The 18948-nt window shown below is 67.3% G+C and carries 19 protein-coding genes; all 19 read left to right on the top strand.

Annotated features, from left to right (window positions below; genetic code table 11):
* Positions 1 to 5: 5 nt before the first annotated feature.
* The 19 genes from thrB to murA all read left to right on the top strand — a co-directional run bounded on the left by thrB (position 6) and on the right by murA (position 18747).
* Positions 6 to 962 (top strand): homoserine kinase, encoded by a 957-nt coding sequence (gene thrB, locus NL1_RS26380; protein ID WP_067844714.1) that lies wholly within the window; start codon positions 6 to 8, stop codon positions 960 to 962.
* A 308-nt stretch (positions 963 to 1270) separates the two neighbouring features.
* Positions 1271 to 3307 (top strand): transcription termination factor Rho, encoded by a 2037-nt coding sequence (rho, locus tag NL1_RS26375; RefSeq protein WP_067844712.1) that lies wholly within the window; start codon positions 1271 to 1273, stop codon positions 3305 to 3307.
* A gap of 634 nt (positions 3308 to 3941) precedes the next feature.
* Complete coding sequence (gene rpmE, locus NL1_RS26370; protein ID WP_039796334.1) at positions 3942 to 4172, top strand: 50S ribosomal protein L31; 231 nt, start codon at positions 3942 to 3944, stop codon at positions 4170 to 4172.
* 133 nt (positions 4173 to 4305) lie between these two features.
* On the top strand, positions 4306 to 5376 hold the full coding sequence (gene prfA / locus NL1_RS26365) for a peptide chain release factor 1 (protein WP_067844710.1): 1071 nt from the start codon (positions 4306 to 4308) through the stop codon (positions 5374 to 5376).
* Positions 5377 to 5492: 116 nt separating this feature from the next.
* Positions 5493 to 6365, top strand: coding sequence for a peptide chain release factor N(5)-glutamine methyltransferase (prmC, locus tag NL1_RS26360; protein ID WP_067844764.1), 873 nt, complete (start codon positions 5493 to 5495; stop codon positions 6363 to 6365).
* A 34-nt stretch (positions 6366 to 6399) separates the two neighbouring features.
* On the top strand, positions 6400 to 7065 hold the full coding sequence (locus NL1_RS26355; protein WP_067844762.1) for an L-threonylcarbamoyladenylate synthase: 666 nt from the start codon (positions 6400 to 6402) through the stop codon (positions 7063 to 7065).
* Between the two features lie 16 nt (positions 7066 to 7081).
* A complete protein-coding gene (locus NL1_RS26350) occupies positions 7082 to 8257 on the top strand; it encodes an MraY family glycosyltransferase (protein ID WP_067844709.1) in 1176 nt (391 codons plus the stop codon).
* Positions 8258 to 8267: 10 nt separating this feature from the next.
* On the top strand, positions 8268 to 8726 hold the full coding sequence (locus tag NL1_RS26345) for a Cg1360 family ATP-synthase-associated protein (protein ID WP_067844707.1): 459 nt from the start codon (positions 8268 to 8270) through the stop codon (positions 8724 to 8726).
* Positions 8727 to 8991: 265 nt separating this feature from the next.
* Positions 8992 to 9822: a F0F1 ATP synthase subunit A gene (gene atpB, locus NL1_RS26340; RefSeq protein WP_156095061.1), complete on the top strand. Its 831-nt coding sequence runs from the start codon at positions 8992 to 8994 to the stop codon at positions 9820 to 9822.
* 75 nt (positions 9823 to 9897) lie between these two features.
* On the top strand, positions 9898 to 10143 hold the full coding sequence (locus tag NL1_RS26335; RefSeq protein WP_067844703.1) for an ATP synthase F0 subunit C: 246 nt from the start codon (positions 9898 to 9900) through the stop codon (positions 10141 to 10143).
* A 5-nt stretch (positions 10144 to 10148) separates the two neighbouring features.
* The gene (locus NL1_RS26330; protein ID WP_067844701.1) at positions 10149 to 10709 is read left to right on the top strand and encodes a F0F1 ATP synthase subunit B; all 561 of its coding nucleotides are present in this window, start codon (positions 10149 to 10151) and stop codon (positions 10707 to 10709) included.
* A 19-nt stretch (positions 10710 to 10728) separates the two neighbouring features.
* Entirely contained in the window at positions 10729 to 11538 is an 810-nt protein-coding gene (locus tag NL1_RS26325; RefSeq protein ID WP_067844699.1) for a F0F1 ATP synthase subunit delta, read from the top strand.
* A 72-nt stretch (positions 11539 to 11610) separates the two neighbouring features.
* Positions 11611 to 13248, top strand: coding sequence for a F0F1 ATP synthase subunit alpha (gene atpA / locus NL1_RS26320; protein WP_067844697.1), 1638 nt, complete (start codon positions 11611 to 11613; stop codon positions 13246 to 13248).
* 51 nt (positions 13249 to 13299) lie between these two features.
* Positions 13300 to 14271 (top strand): F0F1 ATP synthase subunit gamma, encoded by a 972-nt coding sequence (locus tag NL1_RS26315; RefSeq protein WP_067844695.1) that lies wholly within the window; start codon positions 13300 to 13302, stop codon positions 14269 to 14271.
* Between the two features lie 25 nt (positions 14272 to 14296).
* Positions 14297 to 15745 (top strand): F0F1 ATP synthase subunit beta, encoded by a 1449-nt coding sequence (gene atpD, locus NL1_RS26310; RefSeq protein WP_067787581.1) that lies wholly within the window; start codon positions 14297 to 14299, stop codon positions 15743 to 15745.
* Between the two features lie 6 nt (positions 15746 to 15751).
* Positions 15752 to 16129, top strand: coding sequence for a F0F1 ATP synthase subunit epsilon (locus NL1_RS26305; RefSeq protein WP_067844693.1), 378 nt, complete (start codon positions 15752 to 15754; stop codon positions 16127 to 16129).
* 186 nt (positions 16130 to 16315) lie between these two features.
* Positions 16316 to 16738: a DUF2550 domain-containing protein gene (locus NL1_RS26300; RefSeq protein WP_067844691.1), complete on the top strand. Its 423-nt coding sequence runs from the start codon at positions 16316 to 16318 to the stop codon at positions 16736 to 16738.
* Positions 16739 to 16800: 62 nt separating this feature from the next.
* A complete protein-coding gene (locus NL1_RS26295; RefSeq protein WP_067844689.1) occupies positions 16801 to 17376 on the top strand; it encodes a cob(I)yrinic acid a,c-diamide adenosyltransferase in 576 nt (191 codons plus the stop codon).
* Positions 17377 to 17466: 90 nt separating this feature from the next.
* Complete coding sequence (gene murA / locus NL1_RS26290) at positions 17467 to 18747, top strand: UDP-N-acetylglucosamine 1-carboxyvinyltransferase (RefSeq protein WP_067844687.1); 1281 nt, start codon at positions 17467 to 17469, stop codon at positions 18745 to 18747.
* Positions 18748 to 18948: the final 201 nt, after the last annotated feature.

Here is an 18948-nt window from a genome sequence, read left to right as displayed (position 1 = left end):
AGTTGATGTCGCGGACGCTGCCCGCCGGACTCGCCGTCACGGCGCGAGTGCCCGCGTCCACCGCCAACCTCGGCCCCGGATTCGACTCGCTCGGTATGGCTTTGGGCATCTACGACGAGATCGAGGTGCGCACCACCGATTCCGGGTTGACCATCCGGGTCGAGGGCGAGGGCGCCGACGACGTGCCGTGGGGCCCTTCGCATCTCGTGGTACGTGCGATCGAACGCGGCCTGGAGTCCGCGGGCGTGTGGGCCGATGGCCTCGATGTGGTGTGCCGCAACGTGATTCCGCATTCGCGTGGCCTCGGCTCCTCGGCCTCCGCGGTGGTCGGCGGCCTCGCCGCCGGCTGCGCGCTCGCCGCGAAGCTGGATCCCGAACTGGCCGTCGACACCGAGCGATTGGTGCAGCTGGCCTCGGAATTCGAAGGGCACCCGGACAACGCGGCCGCCAGCGTGCTCGGCGGGGTCGTGGTGTCCTGGACCGAGACGGCTGCCGACGCCACGGACGCGGACACGGCGATCCCCGAGCACGGCCGGGTGTACCGCGCCGTCCGGCTCGACCCGCACCCGTCGCTGCGCCCGGTGGTGCTGATTCCCGAGGTCCGCTCGTCCACCGCGCACACCCGCGGGCTGCTGCCGGAGACGGTGCCGCACGGCGACGCCGCCTTCAACGTCAGCAGGGCCGCGCTCGCCGTCGTCGCGCTCACGCAGCGTCCCGACCTGCTCATGCCTGCTACGGCCGACCGGCTGCATCAGGGCCAGCGTGCCCCCGCGCTACCGCTCACCACCCAGTGGATCGAGCGGTTGCGCGCGGCAGGCATCCCGGCAACCGTCTCGGGCGCCGGACCGACCGTGTTGGCTCTCGGTACCAGCGAATTCCCAGCGGAACTCCGTGAACTCGCGGCCGCCGACGGCCTCCGGGTGGTCGAGCCAGGACTCGCCGAGGGCGTTCAGGTCGACTGACGGCGCGTCTGCCTTGCCGAGGTTCACCGTTGCCAGCTATCCTGAGCAAGTCCGTACATCGTGCGCATCAGACGCCGGTGCTTCATCAGGGCAATCGCTCCAGCAGGCTCCAGGCTCGAGCCTCCAGGCCATGGGGGTACTGCGTAGCTGCGCAACTGGAATGATCTCTCCCACCTTCCACAACCGGTGGCGAAGCCTCCGGTCCGGCGGGGCAGGCGATACGGCAATACCGAGTCCGGCAGAGTGCCCGGACTGCGGGACGAACCCTCGAAACAGCAGACGGCGGTCGAGGGAAGGAAAGGATTTCCGTGACAGATACGGACCTGCTCGCGACACCCGGGGTGGAATCCAACCCAAGCTCCTCGGGCGGCCGCGAAAGTGAATCCGGACAGATTTCGAAGATGAGCGAACAAACCGACGTCGCACGATCGGGGCTGACTGGAATGTTGTTGCCGCAGTTGCGCGCGCTGGCGGGGGAACTCGGTATCCGAGGCACCTCCGGGATGCGCAAGGGTGATCTGATCGCCGCCATCAAGGAGAATCAGGCCGGTAAGTCCCCCAAGTCGGACAAGCCCGCGCGCGGCGAGAAGGCCGAGCAGGCGGCCCTCGACGTGACGCCCGCGCCCGCCAAGGAGAAGGCCCCGGCCAAGGAGGCCAAGGCGAAGGAAGCCGCGACCGCCGAGAAGGCCGCCGCGCCCGCGCCCGAGGTCGCCGCCGATCCCGCTCCGTCGAAGTCCGCCCAGGCCGAGTCTGCGCCGACCGATTCCGCCCCCGCCGCCGAGACCAGCGAAGAGTCCGGCCGCGACGGTGGCCAGCGCGGCCGTGGTCGGCAGCGTCGCGGCCGTGACCAGGCGCGTTCGGGCGGTGGTGAGACCGCCGAGGCGCGTGGTGACGAGCAGAAGCCGGAAGCCGAGCAGGGCGAACGGCGCCGCGACCGCAACCAGGGTGAGCGTGGCCAGGGCGGCGAGCGCAGCCAGAACGGCGAGCAGCGCGGTCAGGGCGCTGGTGGTCGCAGCGAAGGTGGCCGCGGTGAAGGTGGCCGCGGTGACGGTGGCCGTGGCGAAGGTGGCCGCGGTGGCGACGACGAGGAAGGCGGACGCGGTCGCCGCGGTCGCCGGTTCCGCGAGCGTCGCCGCGGGCGCGACCGCGAAGGCGGCGCCGGCGGCGGTGAGAGCCGCGAGCTCGAGATCCGCGAGGACGACGTCCTGCAGCCGGTCGCGGGCATCCTCGACGTGCTGGACAACTATGCGTTCGTCCGCACCTCGGGCTACCTGGCCGGACCGAACGACGTCTACGTCTCGATGAACCTGGTCCGCAAGAACGGCCTACGACGCGGTGACGCGATCACCGGCGCCGTGCGCGCGCCGCGCGACGGCGAGCAGGCCAACCAGCGGCAGAAGTTCGATCCGCTAGTGCGGCTGGACACCGTCAACGGCGGCGACGTCGAGGTGGCCAAGCGGCGGCCCGAGTTCAGCAAGCTGACCCCGCTGTACCCGAACCAGCGGCTACGGCTGGAGACTCAGCAGAACAAGCTGACGACCCGTGTGATCGACCTGATCATGCCGATCGGCAAGGGGCAGCGCGCACTGATCGTGTCCCCGCCGAAAGCCGGTAAGACCACGATCATGCAGGACATCGCGAACGCGATCGCGACCAACAACCCCGAGTGCTACCTGATGGTGGTGCTGGTCGACGAGCGTCCCGAAGAAGTCACCGACATGCAGCGTTCGGTGAAGGGCGAGGTCATCGCCTCGACCTTCGACCGTCCGCCGAGCGATCACACCTCGGTCGCCGAGCTGGCCATCGAGCGCGCCAAGCGTCTCGTCGAGGCGGGCAAAGACGTTGTGGTGCTGCTGGACTCGATCACTCGACTGGGCCGCGCATACAACAACTCCTCGCCTGCCTCGGGCCGCATCCTCTCCGGTGGTGTCGACTCGACCGCGCTGTACCCGCCCAAGCGGTTCCTCGGCGCGGCGCGCAACATCGAGAACGGTGGCTCGCTGACGATCATGGCCACCGCGATGGTGGAGACCGGTTCGACCGGTGACACGGTGATCTTCGAGGAGTTCAAGGGCACCGGTAACGCGGAGCTCAAGCTGGACCGCAAGATCGCGGAACGGCGTGTGTTCCCCGCGGTGGACGTCAACCCGTCCGGTACCCGCAAGGACGAGCTACTGCTGAGCCCAGACGAGGCGGCGGTGCTGCACAAGCTGCGCCGCGTGCTGTCGGGCCTGGACTCGCACCAGGCGATCGATCTGCTGATCGACCGTCTGAAGAAGTCCAAGAACAACCTCGAGTTCCTGATGCAGGTCAGCAAGACCGCGCCGGGCGCGCTGGACGAGTAACAGCACGAGTCGTGCCACCGAAGGGGCTTCGCGATCGCGAGGCCCCTTCGGCGTGTACGGGCGGAAGAAGGTCAGGCCGATGGCGGCCGCGCCGACGATCATGCAGGCGAACAGCATCGTCGTCGCGGGCGCGGACGCCCCGGCCGACTCGGGGGAGCGCTCGGAGTAGGCGACCGTGTCGGCGGGTGCGTAGGCCGCGGGCTGCGTGGGCTCGGGCGCCGCAAACCAGCCCACCGTGACAGTGAGAATCAACAGTACGAAGACCGCGAGGGCGACTCGGCTGTTCATACCGTTCTCCTTTCTGTCTCGGCACGCCGACGTGCAGGGGGAACTCGACACCTACGAACTCTATGAACAGTGCTGTTCGCCTTCCCGAGTAGCGGACTACTCGACTCGAGGCTTCCGTAAGGGCCGAGAATCCGCGTGCCCTGACTTCCTGGGGGTGCTGTGGATTGCGGGTTGTCCTAGATACACGAATCAGGGAACAAAATGGTTGCCTGGTGTGTTTTGGGTGCGTAGTGGCGGTTCTGGCATACTGGATCGCCGTGCGTCTGCGTTCCGCAGACAATCCCGCCTAGTCGGTTCCGGTTCACGCTCTCGTGGCGACCCGGCGACCAATATCGAGAGGACATCCATGAAGGCAGGAATCCACCCGACGTATGTCGACACCACGGTGGTCTGTGGTTGCGGCAACACCTTCCAGACTCGCAGCACCAAGGAGTCGGGACACATCACCGTCGAGGTCTGCTCGCAGTGCCACCCGTTCTACACCGGCAAGCAGAAGATCCTGGACACCGGTGGTCGCGTGGCCCGCTTCGAGGCCCGCTACGGCAAGCGTGCAGGCAAGAAGGCCGACGCCAAGTAGCTTCCTCGCCGACGCCCGGTTCTGCACTGCAGGCCGGGCGTCGGTGCATTTGTTGGCCCGGTGCCTCGACACGAGCGCCGGATGACGCGAAATGCCGACCCGGCGCCGCCGGGAACCGAGAGAAGGAAGCATCATGACGCAGCCGTCCGCGATCGACGACATTCTGGCCGAGCACGCGGGACTCGAAACGCAGCTGGCCGATCCGGCGCTGCACAACGATCCGGGCGCCGCGCGCCGCGTCGGCAAGCGGTTCGCCGAGCTCGCCCCGGTCATGGCCACCTACAACAAGCTCAAGACCGCGCACGACGATCTGGCCGCCGCGCAGGAACTGGCCGACGACGACCCGGCCTTCGCGGCCGAGATTCCCGATCTGCGGCGTCAGGTGGAGGAGCTGGAGCAGGCGCTGGCCGACCTGCTCGCCCCGCGCGACCCGCACGACGGCGACGACGTCGTGCTCGAAGTGAAGTCCGGCGAGGGCGGCGAGGAGTCGGCGCTGTTCGCCGCCGATCTGGCCCGCATGTACATCCGCTACGCCGAGCGGCACGGCTGGAAGGTCGAGGTGCTCGGCGCCACCTTCTCCGACCTGGGCGGATACAAGGACGCGACACTGGCCATCAAGAGCCGCGACGCCGCGCGCGACGGAGTGTGGTCGCGATTCAAGTTCGAAGGCGGCGTGCACCGGGTGCAGCGCGTCCCGGTGACCGAATCGCAGGGCCGCATCCACACCTCGGCCGCGGGCGTGCTCATCTACCCGGAGCCCGACGAGGTCGAGGAGGTGCAGATCGACGAATCCGATCTGCGCATCGATGTCTACCGCTCGTCCGGCAAGGGCGGTCAGGGCGTCAACACCACCGACTCGGCCGTCCGCATCACGCACCTGCCCTCCGGCATCGTCGTGACCTGCCAGAACGAACGCTCGCAGCTGCAGAACAAGGCCCGCGCCATGCAGGTGCTCGCGGCGCGCCTCCAGGCGCTGGCCGAGGAGCAGGCCGATCAGGAGGCCGCGGCCGGTCGCGCCAGCCAGATCCGCACCGTGGACCGTTCCGAACGTATCCGCACCTACAACTTCCCGGAGAACCGGATCACCGATCACCGCATCGGCTTCAAATCCCACAACCTCGACGCGGTCCTGGACGGCGACCTCGACGCCCTCCTCGACGCCCTCGGCAAGGCCGACCGCGAGGCTCGCATGGCGGCCGAGTAGGTCTCGCACACAGCTCGCGCCCGCGTAGAACCTCTGCGTGGCGGACGGCAGATCTGCGAGGCCCCGATTCCAGGAAGTGAACAATGGCCGCATCGGAAATCGGCGAGAGTGGGGTGGTGGGTCGAGTGTCTATGCGTTCGGTGATCAACGAAGCCACGGAAGTGCTGCGGGCGGCGGGCGTGCCGAGTCCGCGGGCGGACGCCGAGCAGCTCGCCGCGCACCTGCTCGGGGTCGAGCGGACTCGTCTGGCGTTGGTGCCACTGGTGGACCCGGGACTGGTCGCGGACTACCGCGCGCTGGTGGACCGCCGGGCCAAGCGTGTTCCGCTGCAGCATCTGACCGGCGTCGCCGCGATGGGGGAGATCGATCTCGCGGTCGGCCCCGGCGTCTTCGTGCCGCGACCGGAGACCGAGTTGCTCTTCGCTTGGGCGCTGGCCTATTTGGAGACGCTGCCGCACGATCACCAGCCGATCGTCATCGATTTCTGCACGGGTTCGGGAGCGCTCGCGCTGGCGGTGGCCCACGCGCGGCCCGACGTCCAAGTGCACGCGATCGAGATAGACCCGCCCGCCCTGCAATGGGCCCGCCGCAACGCCGACGATCGCATCGCCGACGGCGACACCCCGATCACCCTGTATGCCGACGACGTCACCGACCCCGACCTGCTCACCGATCTGAACGGCCGCGTCGACCTGCTGCTGTCCAACCCGCCCTACATCCCCGAGGGCGCGGTGCTCGACCCCGAGGTCGCCGACCACGATCCGCACCTGGCGCTGTTCGGCGGCCAGGACGGATTGGACGTCATCCGCCGGATGGTGCCCAACATCTCCCGCCTGCTGCGTCCTGGCGGCGCGACGGCCATCGAGCACGACGACACCAACGGCTCCGCCCTCGCCGCCCTCCTCACCACCACCGGCGATTTCATCGATGTCGTCGAACACCCCGACCTAGCAGGCAAACCCCGCTTCGTAGTCGCCACCCGCACCTGATGCCCCACCTGCCCCATGTGCCAGGATGGGGGCCGTGAGTACCGTCTACGACTGCGCGGATCCCGACTCGCGCGCCGCCGGACTGTCCGCAGCGACCAGCGCCTTGAAGTCCGGGCGGCTGGTGGTGATGCCCACCGACACGTTGTACGGCTTGGCGGCCGATGCTTTCGATTCCACCGCGGTGAGCGAGCTGCTTGCGGCCAAGCGCCGCGGCAGGGACATGCCGGTGCCGGTGCTGGTCGGGTCGTGGCACACGATCGACGGACTGGTCTTCTCGGTGCGCCCGCAGGCGCGCGAGCTGATCCGTGCGTTCTGGCCGGGTGGTCTGAGTCTCGTTGTGCAGCAAGCGCCTTCGCTGGCGTGGGATCTCGGTGACACGCGCGGCACGGTAATGCTGCGGATGCCGTTGCACCCGGTGGCGCTGGATCTGCTGCGCGAGGTGGGCCCGCTGGCGGTGTCCAGCGCCAACGTCTCGGGTCAGCCGCCCGCCACGACCGCCGCCGAGGCGCGCGAGCAGCTCGGCAGCCTGGTCGGCGTGTATCTCGACGGCGGTCCCGCCGCGCACGCGGTCGCCTCCACCATCGTGGATCTCACCGCGGACCAGCCGCGCGTGCTGCGCGAGGGCGCGATCCCGGTGGCCGAGATCGCCGAGGTGCTCGGCATGTCGCCGGACGAGCTGACCAACAGTCCCGCGCGGTGAGCGGGAGAAAGGTCGCATGATTCGGGCGATTGCTCCGATTTCCGGCTCGGGCTCGGTCGTTCCGCTGCGCGAGCTGCTGCTGGTCCTGTTGATCTCGGCCACGGTGACCTTCCTCGCCACCGGCGGCATCCGGTTGATCGCGATCGCGTTCGGCGCGGTGGCGGTGCCGCGCGAGCGAGACGTGCACATCAAGCCGATCCCGCGGATGGGCGGCGTCGGCATGTACATCGGCGTGGTGGCGGCGGTGCTCTTCGCGCACCAGTTGCCCGCGCTGCGCCGCGGTTTCGACTACGCGCCCGACATACCCGCGGTGCTGGTGGCGGCCACCATCATCGTGGTGGTCGGCATCGTCGACGACCGGTGGGGCTTGGACGCGCTGACCAAATTCGCGGGCCAGGTGACGGCGGCAGGCGTCATGGCCGTGATGGGGCTGAGCTGGTACGTCATCTACAACCCCTTCAACAATTCCACCGTGGTGCTCGACGCCCTACAGGGCGGTCTGGTGACCGTGGCGGTGGCGGTGACGCTGATCAACGCCATGAACTTCGTCGACGGCCTGGACGGTCTCGCAGCAGGGCTCGGCTTCATCTGCGCGGCGGCCGTTTTCGTGTTCTCCGTGGGGTTGCTCTACGAGCAGGGCGGCGACGTGAACACCTATCCGCCCGCGCTGCTGGCGGCGGCGCTCGCCGGGGCGTGCGCGGGATTTCTGCCGCACAATTTCCAGCCCGCCCGGATATTCATGGGCGACTCGGGCTCGATGCTGATCGGCTTGATGCTGGCCTCGGTATCCACCGGCGCATCGGGTCGAATTCCCCTGCAAGGCTATGGTCCGCGCGACATCGTCGGTCTGCTTTCACCGCTGCTGTTGGTCGGTGCGGTGATGTTCATTCCGGTGCTGGATCTGCTGCTGGCGATCGTGCGCCGAGTGCGCGCCGGAGTGAGTTTCTCCACTCCCGACAAAATGCACCTGCACCACCGTTTGCTGCAGATCGGCCATTCCCATCGACGCGTCGTGCTGCTGATCTATTTGTGGGTCGGCGTGCTCGCATTCGGCGCCGTCGGGACCTCGTTGATGGACCGTCGAATCGTGGTGCTGCTGATGGCCGCGGGGCTCGTCTTCGCGCTCGTCGTGACCGCCGTTCCGGGGCTGCGGCGTGGGGAGCCGGCGGCCGAGCGCCAGGCGTCTGAGTAAAGTCGCACTCGTGAGCTTCACTCCGAAACCGATCCCCGGTCCCGACGCGCCGCTGAAGTCGGCGCTGCGCTACGGCCTCATCGGACTGGCGGTTCTGGTGGTCGTGAGCGCCGCGATCGCGACCGCCGTCGCCGGCCTGCCAGGGTTGTGGGGCGCGTTGCTCGGCGCGGCCATCGGCGGGGTGTTCATCCTCACCACGGCGGCGGTCGTGCTGTTCGGCGCGAAGCTGCCTCCGAGCACAGCGGGCCTGGTCATGCTGGCCAGCTGGGTAGGCAAGGTGCTGCTGGTGCTCATCGCAGTCGGGGTGCTGAACCAGTTCGATTTCTACAACCGGGTCGCGCTGTTCCTGACCGTCATCGGCTCCCTGATCATCGTGCTCGGCGCCGAGACGTACGGCGTTCTGCGACAGAAGGTTCCGTATGTCTCGACCACCGCGGGCGACCCGGATCCGGCTCCCGAACAGGAATGACTTCACCCCCCTACACAGCGTCGTAGATAACTTGGTAAAGTGTTGGTAAGCAAGTGACCAAGCGAGGGGGGATCACCCAGATCCCTCCGAGTAACGCTATGCTTACTGCCGTGCCGGGCTCCGAGGGTTCCGGTTCTGCATGTCGACGATGTCGCCGACACACGTACAGACGCCGCCCGAGCGGGATTGCCGCGCAGCTGCTGACGAATTTCGAGCCGACCTGAGTCGACCCAATTGATCGTCAATGTCCGATCGAACCGCGGGAATGACCGTACCCGCGGCCCGAACACGGGAGAGAACGCTGAGCGTCACCACTTTGGCGGCGGGTGAGTTCCACGCGCCGTCGCTAACCGACTTCTTCCCTCCAGCTTTGCTGTTCGAGGGAACGCCGTTCGAACTCGATCGTTTGATGCTGGTCCGGCTGATCATGACCGCCGTGCTCGTCGCCGTCATGCTGCTGGCCTTCCGGAGTCCCCGAATCATTCCGCGCGGCCTACAGAATGTCGCCGAAATCGGGCTGGTCTTCGTCAAGGAGCAGATTGCGGAAGAGGTTCTCGGCAAGGAGACCGGACGCAAGTTCTTCCCGCTGATCGCGACGATCTTCTTCACGGTCCTCTTTCTGAACTTCTCCGGCATCATTCCGGGCTTGAACATCTCCTCGAACGCCCGGATCGGCATGCCGCTGGTGCTGGCTGCGATCGCCTACGTCGCGTTCAACTACGTGGGCATCAGGAAGTACGGATTCCTCACCTACATGCGCAGCAGCATCGTGGTGCCGAACGTGCCGCCCGCGCTGCACGTCCTGCTGATTCCGATCGAGTTCGTCTCGACCTTCATCCTGCGCCCGTTCACGCTGACCGTCCGACTCATGGCGAACATGCTGGCCGGCCACATCATGCTGGTGCTGTTCTTCAGCGCGACCTGGTTCTTCCTGTTCGACGCCACCGCGTGGATGAAGGTGTTCTCGCCGTTCTCGCTGCTCGCGGGACTCGGGTTCACCTTGTTCGAGATGCTGGTCATCTTCCTGCAGGCCTACGTGTTCGCGCTGCTGACCGCCGTGTACATCGGCCTCGCCGAGCACGCAGATTCTCACTGACCGAACTACCAATCACCGGAGACCTGCTACACCGCGCCAACCGGCGGGTGAGCAACAGAAAGGGAAAGAAGACTCATGAGCCTCTCGTACCTGGCCCAGGAAGCTGCCACCGAGTCGACGCTGAAGGGCCTCGGCGCCGTCGGCTACGGCCTGGCCGCCATCGGCCCGGGCATCGGCGTCGGCATCGTCGTCGGTAAGGCGATCGAGGGTATCGCCCGTCAGCCCGAGCTGCAGGGCACGATCCGTACCAACATGTTCCTCGGCATCGCGTTCACCGAGGCGCTGGCCCTGATCGGCCTCGTCGCCGGCTTCATCTTCTGATTCCGATGTACGAGTTCGCAGTACTCGCAGCGGAGGGCGGAGAGGATGTGAATCCTCTCGTCCCCGAAACGTACGACATCGTCTGGTCAGTGGTCTGCGTCGCGATCATCGCGGTGCTGTTCTACAAGTACGTCATCCCGCGCCTGACCAAGGTGCTCGACGAGCGTGCCGACAAGATCGAGGGCGGCATCGCCAAGGCCGAGGCCGCGCAGGAAGAAGCTCAGCTCACCCTGCAGCAGTACCAGCAGCAGCTGGCCGACGCGCGTCTCGAGGCCGCGCGCATCCGTGAGGACGCGCGCACCCAGGGCCAGCAGATCCTTGCGCAGATGCGCTCGGAGGCCCAGGCCGAAAGCGACCGCATCGTGGCCGCAGGCCACTCCCAGCTGGAAGCCCAGCGCCAGCAGATCCTCACCGAGCTGCGCTCCGAAGTCGGCCGCACGGCCGTCGACCTGGCCGAGAAGATCATCGGTCAGTCGGTTTCGGACGAAGCCAAGCAGGCGGCCTCGATCGAGAAGTTCCTGAGTGAACTCGACGAGACCGACGCCGGCATCGGGGTCGGAAGGTAACGACGCGAAAGTGAGAAGCATGTACGCAGCGAGCCGCGAGGCCAGCTCCCGGTCCCGGGAGGCGCTTCGGGCCGCTCTGACCGGAAGCGACAGTGTTGCCGCCACGACGGGCTCGGAACTGTTCGCCGCTGTCGCCGTGCTCGACGACCAGCGTTCGCTGCGTGTTGCGCTCGCGGACGTGTCGGTGCCCGGTTCGGTGCGCGCCGAGCTGAGCGAGCGGGTCTTCGGCGGCAAGGTCAGCCCCGCCACCCTGGCGGTGCTGACCACCGCGGTGGCGCAGGACTGGTCGCGCACCTCCGATCTGGTCGACACCCTTGTGCTGCTCGGCCAGGAGGCCCTGCTCGAGTCGGCCGCCGACAGCGGCAAGCTCGAGGCGGTCGAGGACGAGCTGTTCCGGCTCGGCCGGATCATCGCCGACAACCCCGAGCTGGAGCAGGCGCTGTCCGATCGCGGGAAGCCGGGTTCGGCCAAGCGCGAGCTGATCGCCGGGCTGCTGTCCGGCAAGGCCGAGACCATCACCGTGACCCTCGCGGAGCAGGCGGTGGCCCGGCAGCGTATCGGCCTCGGCCCGGCCTTCGACGAGTTGTCCGACCTGGCCGCCGCCCGGCGTAGCCAGATCGTCGCGCACGTGCGTGCCGCGATCGCCCTGACGCCGCAGCAGCGGGAGCGGCTCGCCGCGTCCCTGCAGCGCATCTACGGCAAGCCGATCACGGTGCACGTCGAGGTCGATCAGGAGCTGCTGAGCGGGCTGGTCGTCCGCGTCGGCGACGACGTGATCGACGGCAGCGCTACCGGCCGACTGGAGCGGCTGCGCCGCGAGCTGGCGTAGTCCGGCTCTGCCGGCCCAGGCACCGGCGCCAACACCGACATTCGAGACCCTTACAGCGAGAGCAGGAAGAACATGGCGGAGCTGACGATCTCCTCCGACGAGATCCGTAGCGCGATCGAGAGCTACACCCAGAGCTACACCCCCCAGACGTCCATCGAAGAAGTCGGTGTGGTCACCGACACCAGCGACGGCATCGCGCACGTCAGCGGCCTGCCCTCGGCTATGGCCAACGAGCTGCTCGAGTTCCCGGGCGGCGTGCTCGGCGTTGCGCTGAACCTCGAGGACCGCGAGATCGGTGCGGTCATCCTCGGCGAGTACGCCGAGATCGAAGAGGGTCAGCAGGTCCGCCGCACCGGTGACGTGCTCTCGGTGCCGGTCGGCGACAAGTTCCTCGGCCGCGTGGTGAACCCGCTCGGCCAGCCGATCGACGGCCTCGGCGAGATCGAGTCCGAAGAGCGCCGCGTGCTGGAGCTGCAGGCCGCGACCGTGCTGGAGCGCCAGCCGGTCGAGGAGCCGATGGCCACCGGCATCACCGCCATCGACGCCCTGACCGCGATCGGTCGTGGCCAGCGTCAGCTGATCATCGGCGACCGCAAGACCGGCAAGACCGCCGTCTGCATCGACGCGATCCTGAACCAGAAGGCCAACTGGGAGTCCGGCGACCCCACCAAGCAGATGCGCTGCATCTACGTCGCCATCGGCCAGAAGGGTTCCACCATCGCGGGCGTGAAGTCCGCGCTGGAGGAGCACGGCGCGATGGAGTACACCACCATCGTCGCGGCCCCGGCCTCCGACTCCGCCGGCTTCAAGTGGCTGGCCCCCTACACCGGCTCGGCCATCGGCCAGCACTGGATGTACCAGGGCAAGCACGTCCTGATCGTGTTCGACGACCTGACCAAGCAGGCCGAGGCCTACCGCGCCATCTCGCTGCTGCTGCGCCGCCCGCCGGGCCGCGAGGCGTACCCGGGTGACGTCTTCTACCTGCACTCGCGTCTGCTCGAGCGTTGCGCCAAGCTGTCCGACGAGATGGGCGCGGGCTCGATGACCGGTCTGCCGATCATCGAGACCAAGGCCAACGACGTCTCGGCGTTCATTCCGACCAACGTCATCTCCATCACCGACGGCCAGGTCTTCCTCGAGTCCGACCTGTTCAACAAGGGTGTGCGCCCGGCGATCAACGTCGGTACCTCGGTCTCCCGTGTCGGTGGCGCCGCCCAGACCAAGGGCATGAAGAAGGTCGCCGGTTCGCTGCGTCTGGAAATGGCGCAGTACCGCGAGCTGGAGGCGTTCTCCGCCTTCGCCTCCGACCTCGACGCCGCCTCGCTGGCGCAGCTCGAGCGCGGCGCCCGCTGGGTGGAGCTGCTCAAGCAGGACCAGTACTCCCCGGTCGCGGTCGAGGACCAGATCGTCTCGATCTTCCTCGTCGACGCCGGTTACTACGACTCGGTTCCGGTCGGCGACATCCGCCGCTTCAACGTGGAGCTGATCGAGGACCTGCACCGCAGCGCGGCCGACGCGTTCAAGTCGATCGAGGGCGGCAAGGTCCTCGACGCCGAGAACGGCGACGCCATCAAGGCGGCCACCGACAAGTTCAAGCAGGGCTTCCTCGCCTCCGACGGCAGCCGTGTGGTGAACGAGGCGGAAGCCGGCGAGCTGGACCACGAAGAGGTCGAGTCGCTGTCGGTCACCCGCAAGCACGTCGAGAAGTAATCGGGCGACCAATGCGCTATTGGAATCTGGCGAATGAAGGGAGTGTGAACCGTGGCAAGCTTGCGTGAATTGCGCTCCCGCATTCGTGGTGTGAATTCGATCAAGAAGATCACCAAGGCCCAAGAGTTGATCGCGACCTCGCGAATCTCCAAGGCCCAGGCCAGGGTTGCGGCAGCCAAGCCGTACGCGGAGGAGATCACCAAGGTCCTCGCCGAGCTCGCGAGCGCGTCGAAGAACCTTGCGCACCCGCTGCTGACCGAGCGCTCCAACCCGCGTCGCGCCGCCGTGCTGGTGATCACCAGTGACAGCGGCATGTGTGGTGGTTACAACTCCAACGTGCTCAAGCGCGCCGAAGAGCTGATGACCACCCTGCGCGGCGAGGGCAAGGAGCCGGTGCTGTACGTGATGGGCAACAAGGGCCTCACGTACTACACCTTCCGCAACCGCCCGCTGATCTCGGCGTGGACCGGTTTCTCGCAGCAGCCGAAGTACAACGACGCCTCGGCGGCCTGTATCCACCTGGTGGACGCCTTCATGGCGGGCTCCGACGGTCAGGTGCCGCATCCGCACGGCACCGGCGACATCGAGGGCGTCGACGAGCTGCACATCGTGTACACGCGGTTCGTGTCGATGTTGACGCAGACCCCGGAGGTGCGCCGCCTGGCGCCGATCCAGGTGAGCTTCGTCGACGAGAACTTCGACATGGGGGCGGACTCGTTCTCCGATTCGCCCACCGCCGAACCGCAGGCGCAGTACGAATTCGAGCCCGACGCCGATGTACTGCTGGCGGCGCTGCTGCCGAAGTACGTGAACACGCGTATCTACGCGTCGTTGCTCGAGGCAGCGGCATCCGAGTCCGCGGCTCGGCGCACCGCAATGAAGGCGGCCACCGACAACGCCAACGAACTCGCGAGTGTTCTTCAGCGCGAGGCGAACTCGGTGCGTCAGGCCCAGATCACGCAGGAAATCAGCGAAATCGTCGGCGGCGTGAACGCGCTGGCGTCGAGCTCGGACCGCGACTAGAAGCGCAGGAAGAGAACCAATCCAAATGACCGCAGCTGTCACTCAAGACAACACGAGCCGGACCGGCGCCGCCGCAGGCCGCGTCGTCCGGGTCATCGGCCCCGTCGTGGACGTCGAGTTCCCGCGTGGCGCGATCCCCGAGCTGTTCAACGCTCTGAACGCCGACATCAAGCTGGCGTCGGTGGCCAAGACCCTGACCCTCGAGGTCGCCCAGCACCTCGGCGACAACATCGTGCGCACCATCTCGATGCAGCCGACCGACGGCCTGGTCCGCGGCGCGACCGTCACCGACACCGGTAAGCCGATCTCGGTGCCCGTCGGTGACGTCGTCAAGGGCCACGTCTTCAACGCCCTCGGCGACTGCCTCGACGCGCCGGGCACCGGCCGCGACGGCGAGCAGTGGGGCATCCACCGCAAGCCGCCGAGCTTCGACCAGCTCGAGGGCAAGACCGAGATCCTCGAGACCGGTATCAAGGTCATCGACCTGCTGACCCCGTACGTGAAGGGCGGCAAGATCGGTCTGTTCGGTGGCGCCGGCGTCGGCAAGACCGTTCTGATCCAGGAGATGATCACCCGTATCGCGCGTGAGTTCTCCGGCACCTCCGTGTTCGCGGGCGTCGGTGAGCGCACCCGTGAGGGCACCGACCTCCGCCTGGAGATGGAAGAGATGGGCGTCCTCCAGGACACCGCCCTTGTCTTCGGCCAGATGGACGAGCCGCCGGGCACCCGTATGCGCGTCGCCCTCTCGGCCCTGACCATGGCCGAGTACTTCCGCGACGTGCAGCACCAGGACGTGCTGCTGTTCATCGACAACATCTTCCGGTTCACCCAGGCCGGTTCCGAGGTGTCGACCCTGCTCGGCCGTATGCCCTCCGCCGTCGGTTACCAGCCCACGCTGGCCGACGAGATGGGTGAGCTGCAGGAGCGCATCACCTCGACCCGTGGTCGGTCGATCACCTCGCTGCAGGCCATCTACGTGCCCGCCGACGACTACACCGACCCGGCCCCGGCGACCACCTTCGCCCACCTCGACGCGACGACCGAGCTCTCCCGCCCGATCTCGCAGAAGGGCATCTACCCGGCCGTCGACCCGCTGACCTCGACCTCCCGCATCCTGGAGGCCTCGATCGTCGGCGACCGGCACTTCGCCGTGGCCAACGAGGTGAAGCGGATCCTGCAGAAGTACAAGGAACTGCAGGACATCATCGCCATCCTCGGTATGGACGAGCTCTCCGAAGAGGACAAGGTCCTCGTCGGTCGCGCCCGCCGTCTGGAGAAGTTCCTCGGCCAGAACTTCATCGTGGCCGAGAAGTTCACCGGTCAGGTCGGTTCGGTCGTGCCGCTGGAGCAGACCATCGATGACTTCGACCGGGTCTGCAAGGGTGAGTTCGACCACTTCCCGGAGCAGGCGTTCAACTCCTGCGGTGGTCTCGACGACGTCGAGGCGGCCGCGAAGAAGATCGCCGGAAAGTAGTCACCGATGGCTGAAATGTCAGTCGATCTCGTCGCCGTCGAACGGCTGCTCTGGTCCGGCCAGGCGTCGTTCGTCAGCGCGCAGACCACCGAGGGCCAGATCGGCATCATGCCGGGCCACGAGCCGCTCCTCGGCCAGCTGGTCGAGGGTGGCACCGTGAACATCGTGTCCACCGATGGCGAGCGGATCGTGGCCGCCGTGCACGGCGGTTTCTTCTCGGTCACCGCCACCACGGTGCGGGTCCTGGCCGAGTCCGCGGAGTTCGCCGGTGAGGTGGACGTCGAGGCGGCACGCAAGGTGCTGGCCGACACGTCTGCCACCGAGGAACAGCAGCGGGCGGCGCAGGCCCGGGTGCGCGCGGTCGAGCAGGTCGCGAGCGCCTGAAGACCCTGACGGGTCGTGAACATCCCCATTGTCGGCGGCGAAGGTATCTTCGCCGCCGACAATGGTATTCAGCCCCAGTTGCTCACCCGTTTGTAGACTCGTGTTTGAATGTCGCAACGGATGGGTATCCGCCGCGGTTCGTGACGCGGATGCCGAGCGAAAGGACGGACAGCATTGCAAACCGGGATGGTTGTCTTGATCATTCTGGTGGTGCTGCTGGTCGCAGTGGGGTTGATCTCCGTCTACCGACTGATCATGCTGCGTCGCGGTGGGACCGCCGCGATTCTGCGTGTGCTGCCCGCGAACGGCGGTCAGGGCTGGCGGCACGGTCTCATTCGCTATGACGAGGACCGCCTCGTTTTCTTCAAACTCACCAGTCTCAAGCTGGGCCCGGACGCCACCATTCGGCGCCGTGGCATCGAAGTCGGTGACCGCCGCGGACCGCGCGGCGACGAGTACGACATCATGACCGACGAAATCATCGTCACCGCGGTGGCCGACACCGAGGGCAACTACGAGCTCGCGCTGGACCGTGGCGCCCGCGCGGCCTTCCTGTCCTGGGTGGAATCCCGCCCGTCGGACCGAACCCGCCGTATGCCGGGTCTGTAGCGAGCGGGGAACCTTGTGAGTGAGCGTCGGCTAGTGAACCCAAGCGTTAGCGAGGCCAGGTCGTGAGTGTTCATCTGACGCGGATCTACACCAGAACCGGTGACGACGGAACCACCGGACTGAGCGATTTCTCCCGGGTGTCCAAGAACGATGCGCGCCTGGTCGCCTATGCGGACTGCGACGAAGCCAATGCAGCCATCGGGGTCGCGATCGCCCTCGGGGCACCGGACGAGCACCTACTGACGGTCCTGCGCCAGGTCCAGAACGACCTGTTCGACGCGGGCGCCGACCTGTCCACCCCCGTGGTCGCCGAACCCAAGTACCCGCCGCTGCGCATCACCCAGGTCTACATCGACCGGCTGGAAGGCTGGTGTGACGAGTTCAATGCGGAACTGGCGCCGCTGAATTCGTTCATTCTGCCGGGCGGCACCCCGCTGGCGGCGCTGCTGCACACCGCGCGCACCGTGGCTCGCCGCGCCGAGCGCTCCGCGTGGGCCGCGATCGAGGCGCACCCCGAGGACACCAGCGCCCTGCCTGCAAAGTACCTCAATCGGCTGTCGGACCTGCTTTTCATCCTGAGCCGGTACACCAACCCCGACGGCGACATTCTGTGGCAGCCCGGTGGCGGCAGGAAATAGCCGGGATGTCGGCCCTTCGAACCGTGTCCGAGCACACCGGGATCGCGTACACGCGCATGTGCGCCGCCGACGGTGGATAAGCTACCCACTGTGAGCGAACGGTTTCTGGTCACCGGGGGCAATCGGCTCGTCGGCGAGGTCGCGGTAGGAGGCGCTAAAAACAGCGTCCTCAAGCTGATGGCCGCAGCCCTGCTTGCCGAGGGTACGTCGACGATCACGAACTGCCCCGACATTCTCGATGTGCCGCTGATGGCCGAGGTGCTGCGCGGGCTGGGTTGTGAGGTCGTCATCTCCGACGACGCGCCCGGCGACTGTTCCGTGGTCACCATCACCACCCCGGCCGAACCGAAGTACCACGCGGACTTCCCCGCGGTGACGCAGTTCCGCGCCTCGGTGTGCGTGCTCGGTCCGCTGATGGCCAGGTGCAAGCGCGCGGTGGTCGCGCTGCCCGGCGGCGACGCGATCGGTTCCCGTCCACTCGACATGCACCAGGCAGGCCTGCGTCTGCTCGGCGCGACCAGCGAGATCGAGCACGGCTGCGTCGTTGCCCGCGCCGACGAGCTGCAGGGCGCGCGGATCCGGCTCGACTTCCCGTCGGTGGGCGCCACCGAGAACATCCTCATGGCCGCGGTGCTCGCCGAGGGCGAGACGGTCATCGATAACGCGGCGCGCGAGCCCGACATCGTCGACCTGTGCAACATGCTGGTGCAGATGGGCGCCCGGATCAGCGGCGCGGGCACCTCGGTGCTCACCATCCAGGGCGTGAAGCGGCTGCGCCCGACCGATCACCGGGTGATCGGCGATCGCATCGTCGCCGCGACGTGGGGGATCGCCGCGTCCATGACCATGGGCGACGTGCGCGTCACCGGCGTGAACCCGAAGCACCTGTCGCTCGTGCTGGACAAGCTGCGCTCGGCGGGCGCGCGAATCTCCTTCGACCTGGACGGCTTCCGGGTCGTGCAGCCGGAGCGTCCGCGCGCGGTGAACTTCTCGACCCTGCCGTTCCCCGGCTTCCCGACCGATCTGCAGCCGATGGCCATCGGCCTGGCCGCGATCGCGGACGGCACCTCGATGATCACCGAGAACATCTTCGAGGCCCGGTTCCGTTTCGTGGAAGAGATGATCCGGCTGGGCGCCGACGCCCGAACCGACGGTCATCACGCGGTGGTGCGCGGTATTCCGCGGCTGTCCAGTGCGCCGGTGTGGTCCTCGGACATCAGGGCCGGCGCGGGTCTCGTGCTCGCGGGTCTGGTCGCCGACGGCACGACCGAAGTGCACGACGTCTTCCATATCGACCGCGGTTACCCGAATTTCGTCGAGCAGTTGCAGGCGCTGGGTGGTCTGGTGGAGCGGATCGGGGCCTCCGATTGATCTCTTTCGCGGGCCGGAACGATCTTGAGTCGCTGAAAACCCGTATTGACCAGGCGATTTGACATCGTGAATGCAGCCACGTAACTTTATTCAAGTCAGAGCGACACGGACACCGACCCGGGGCCGAGCGGAGACGCTGAGCCAGGGAAACGAGGTAGTACGAGGAGCGCCTGACAGTCACACTAGCTCGTTTGGGAACCC

It is taken from the genome of Nocardia lijiangensis NBRC 108240, assembly GCF_001613045.1.
Lineage (GTDB): Bacteria > Actinomycetota > Actinomycetes > Mycobacteriales > Mycobacteriaceae > Nocardia > Nocardia lijiangensis.
This window is presented reverse-complemented; position numbering and strand designations above follow the sequence as displayed.

Coding starts and splice junctions, on each gene's coding strand:
- thrB (WP_067844714.1), top strand. CDS start 6: ATGTCGCGGACGCTGCCCGCCGGACTCGCCGTCACGGCGCGAGTGCCC.
- rpmE (WP_039796334.1), top strand. CDS start 3,942: ATGAAGGCAGGAATCCACCCGACGTATGTCGACACCACGGTGGTCTGT.
- prfA (WP_067844710.1), top strand. CDS start 4,306: ATGACGCAGCCGTCCGCGATCGACGACATTCTGGCCGAGCACGCGGGA.
- NL1_RS26350 (WP_067844709.1), top strand. CDS start 7,082: ATGATTCGGGCGATTGCTCCGATTTCCGGCTCGGGCTCGGTCGTTCCG.
- atpB (WP_156095061.1), top strand. CDS start 8,992: ATGACCGTACCCGCGGCCCGAACACGGGAGAGAACGCTGAGCGTCACC.
- NL1_RS26335 (WP_067844703.1), top strand. CDS start 9,898: ATGAGCCTCTCGTACCTGGCCCAGGAAGCTGCCACCGAGTCGACGCTG.
- NL1_RS26330 (WP_067844701.1), top strand. CDS start 10,149: ATGTACGAGTTCGCAGTACTCGCAGCGGAGGGCGGAGAGGATGTGAAT.
- NL1_RS26325 (WP_067844699.1), top strand. CDS start 10,729: ATGTACGCAGCGAGCCGCGAGGCCAGCTCCCGGTCCCGGGAGGCGCTT.
- atpA (WP_067844697.1), top strand. CDS start 11,611: ATGGCGGAGCTGACGATCTCCTCCGACGAGATCCGTAGCGCGATCGAG.
- atpD (WP_067787581.1), top strand. CDS start 14,297: ATGACCGCAGCTGTCACTCAAGACAACACGAGCCGGACCGGCGCCGCC.
- NL1_RS26305 (WP_067844693.1), top strand. CDS start 15,752: ATGGCTGAAATGTCAGTCGATCTCGTCGCCGTCGAACGGCTGCTCTGG.
- NL1_RS26300 (WP_067844691.1), top strand. CDS start 16,316: ATGGTTGTCTTGATCATTCTGGTGGTGCTGCTGGTCGCAGTGGGGTTG.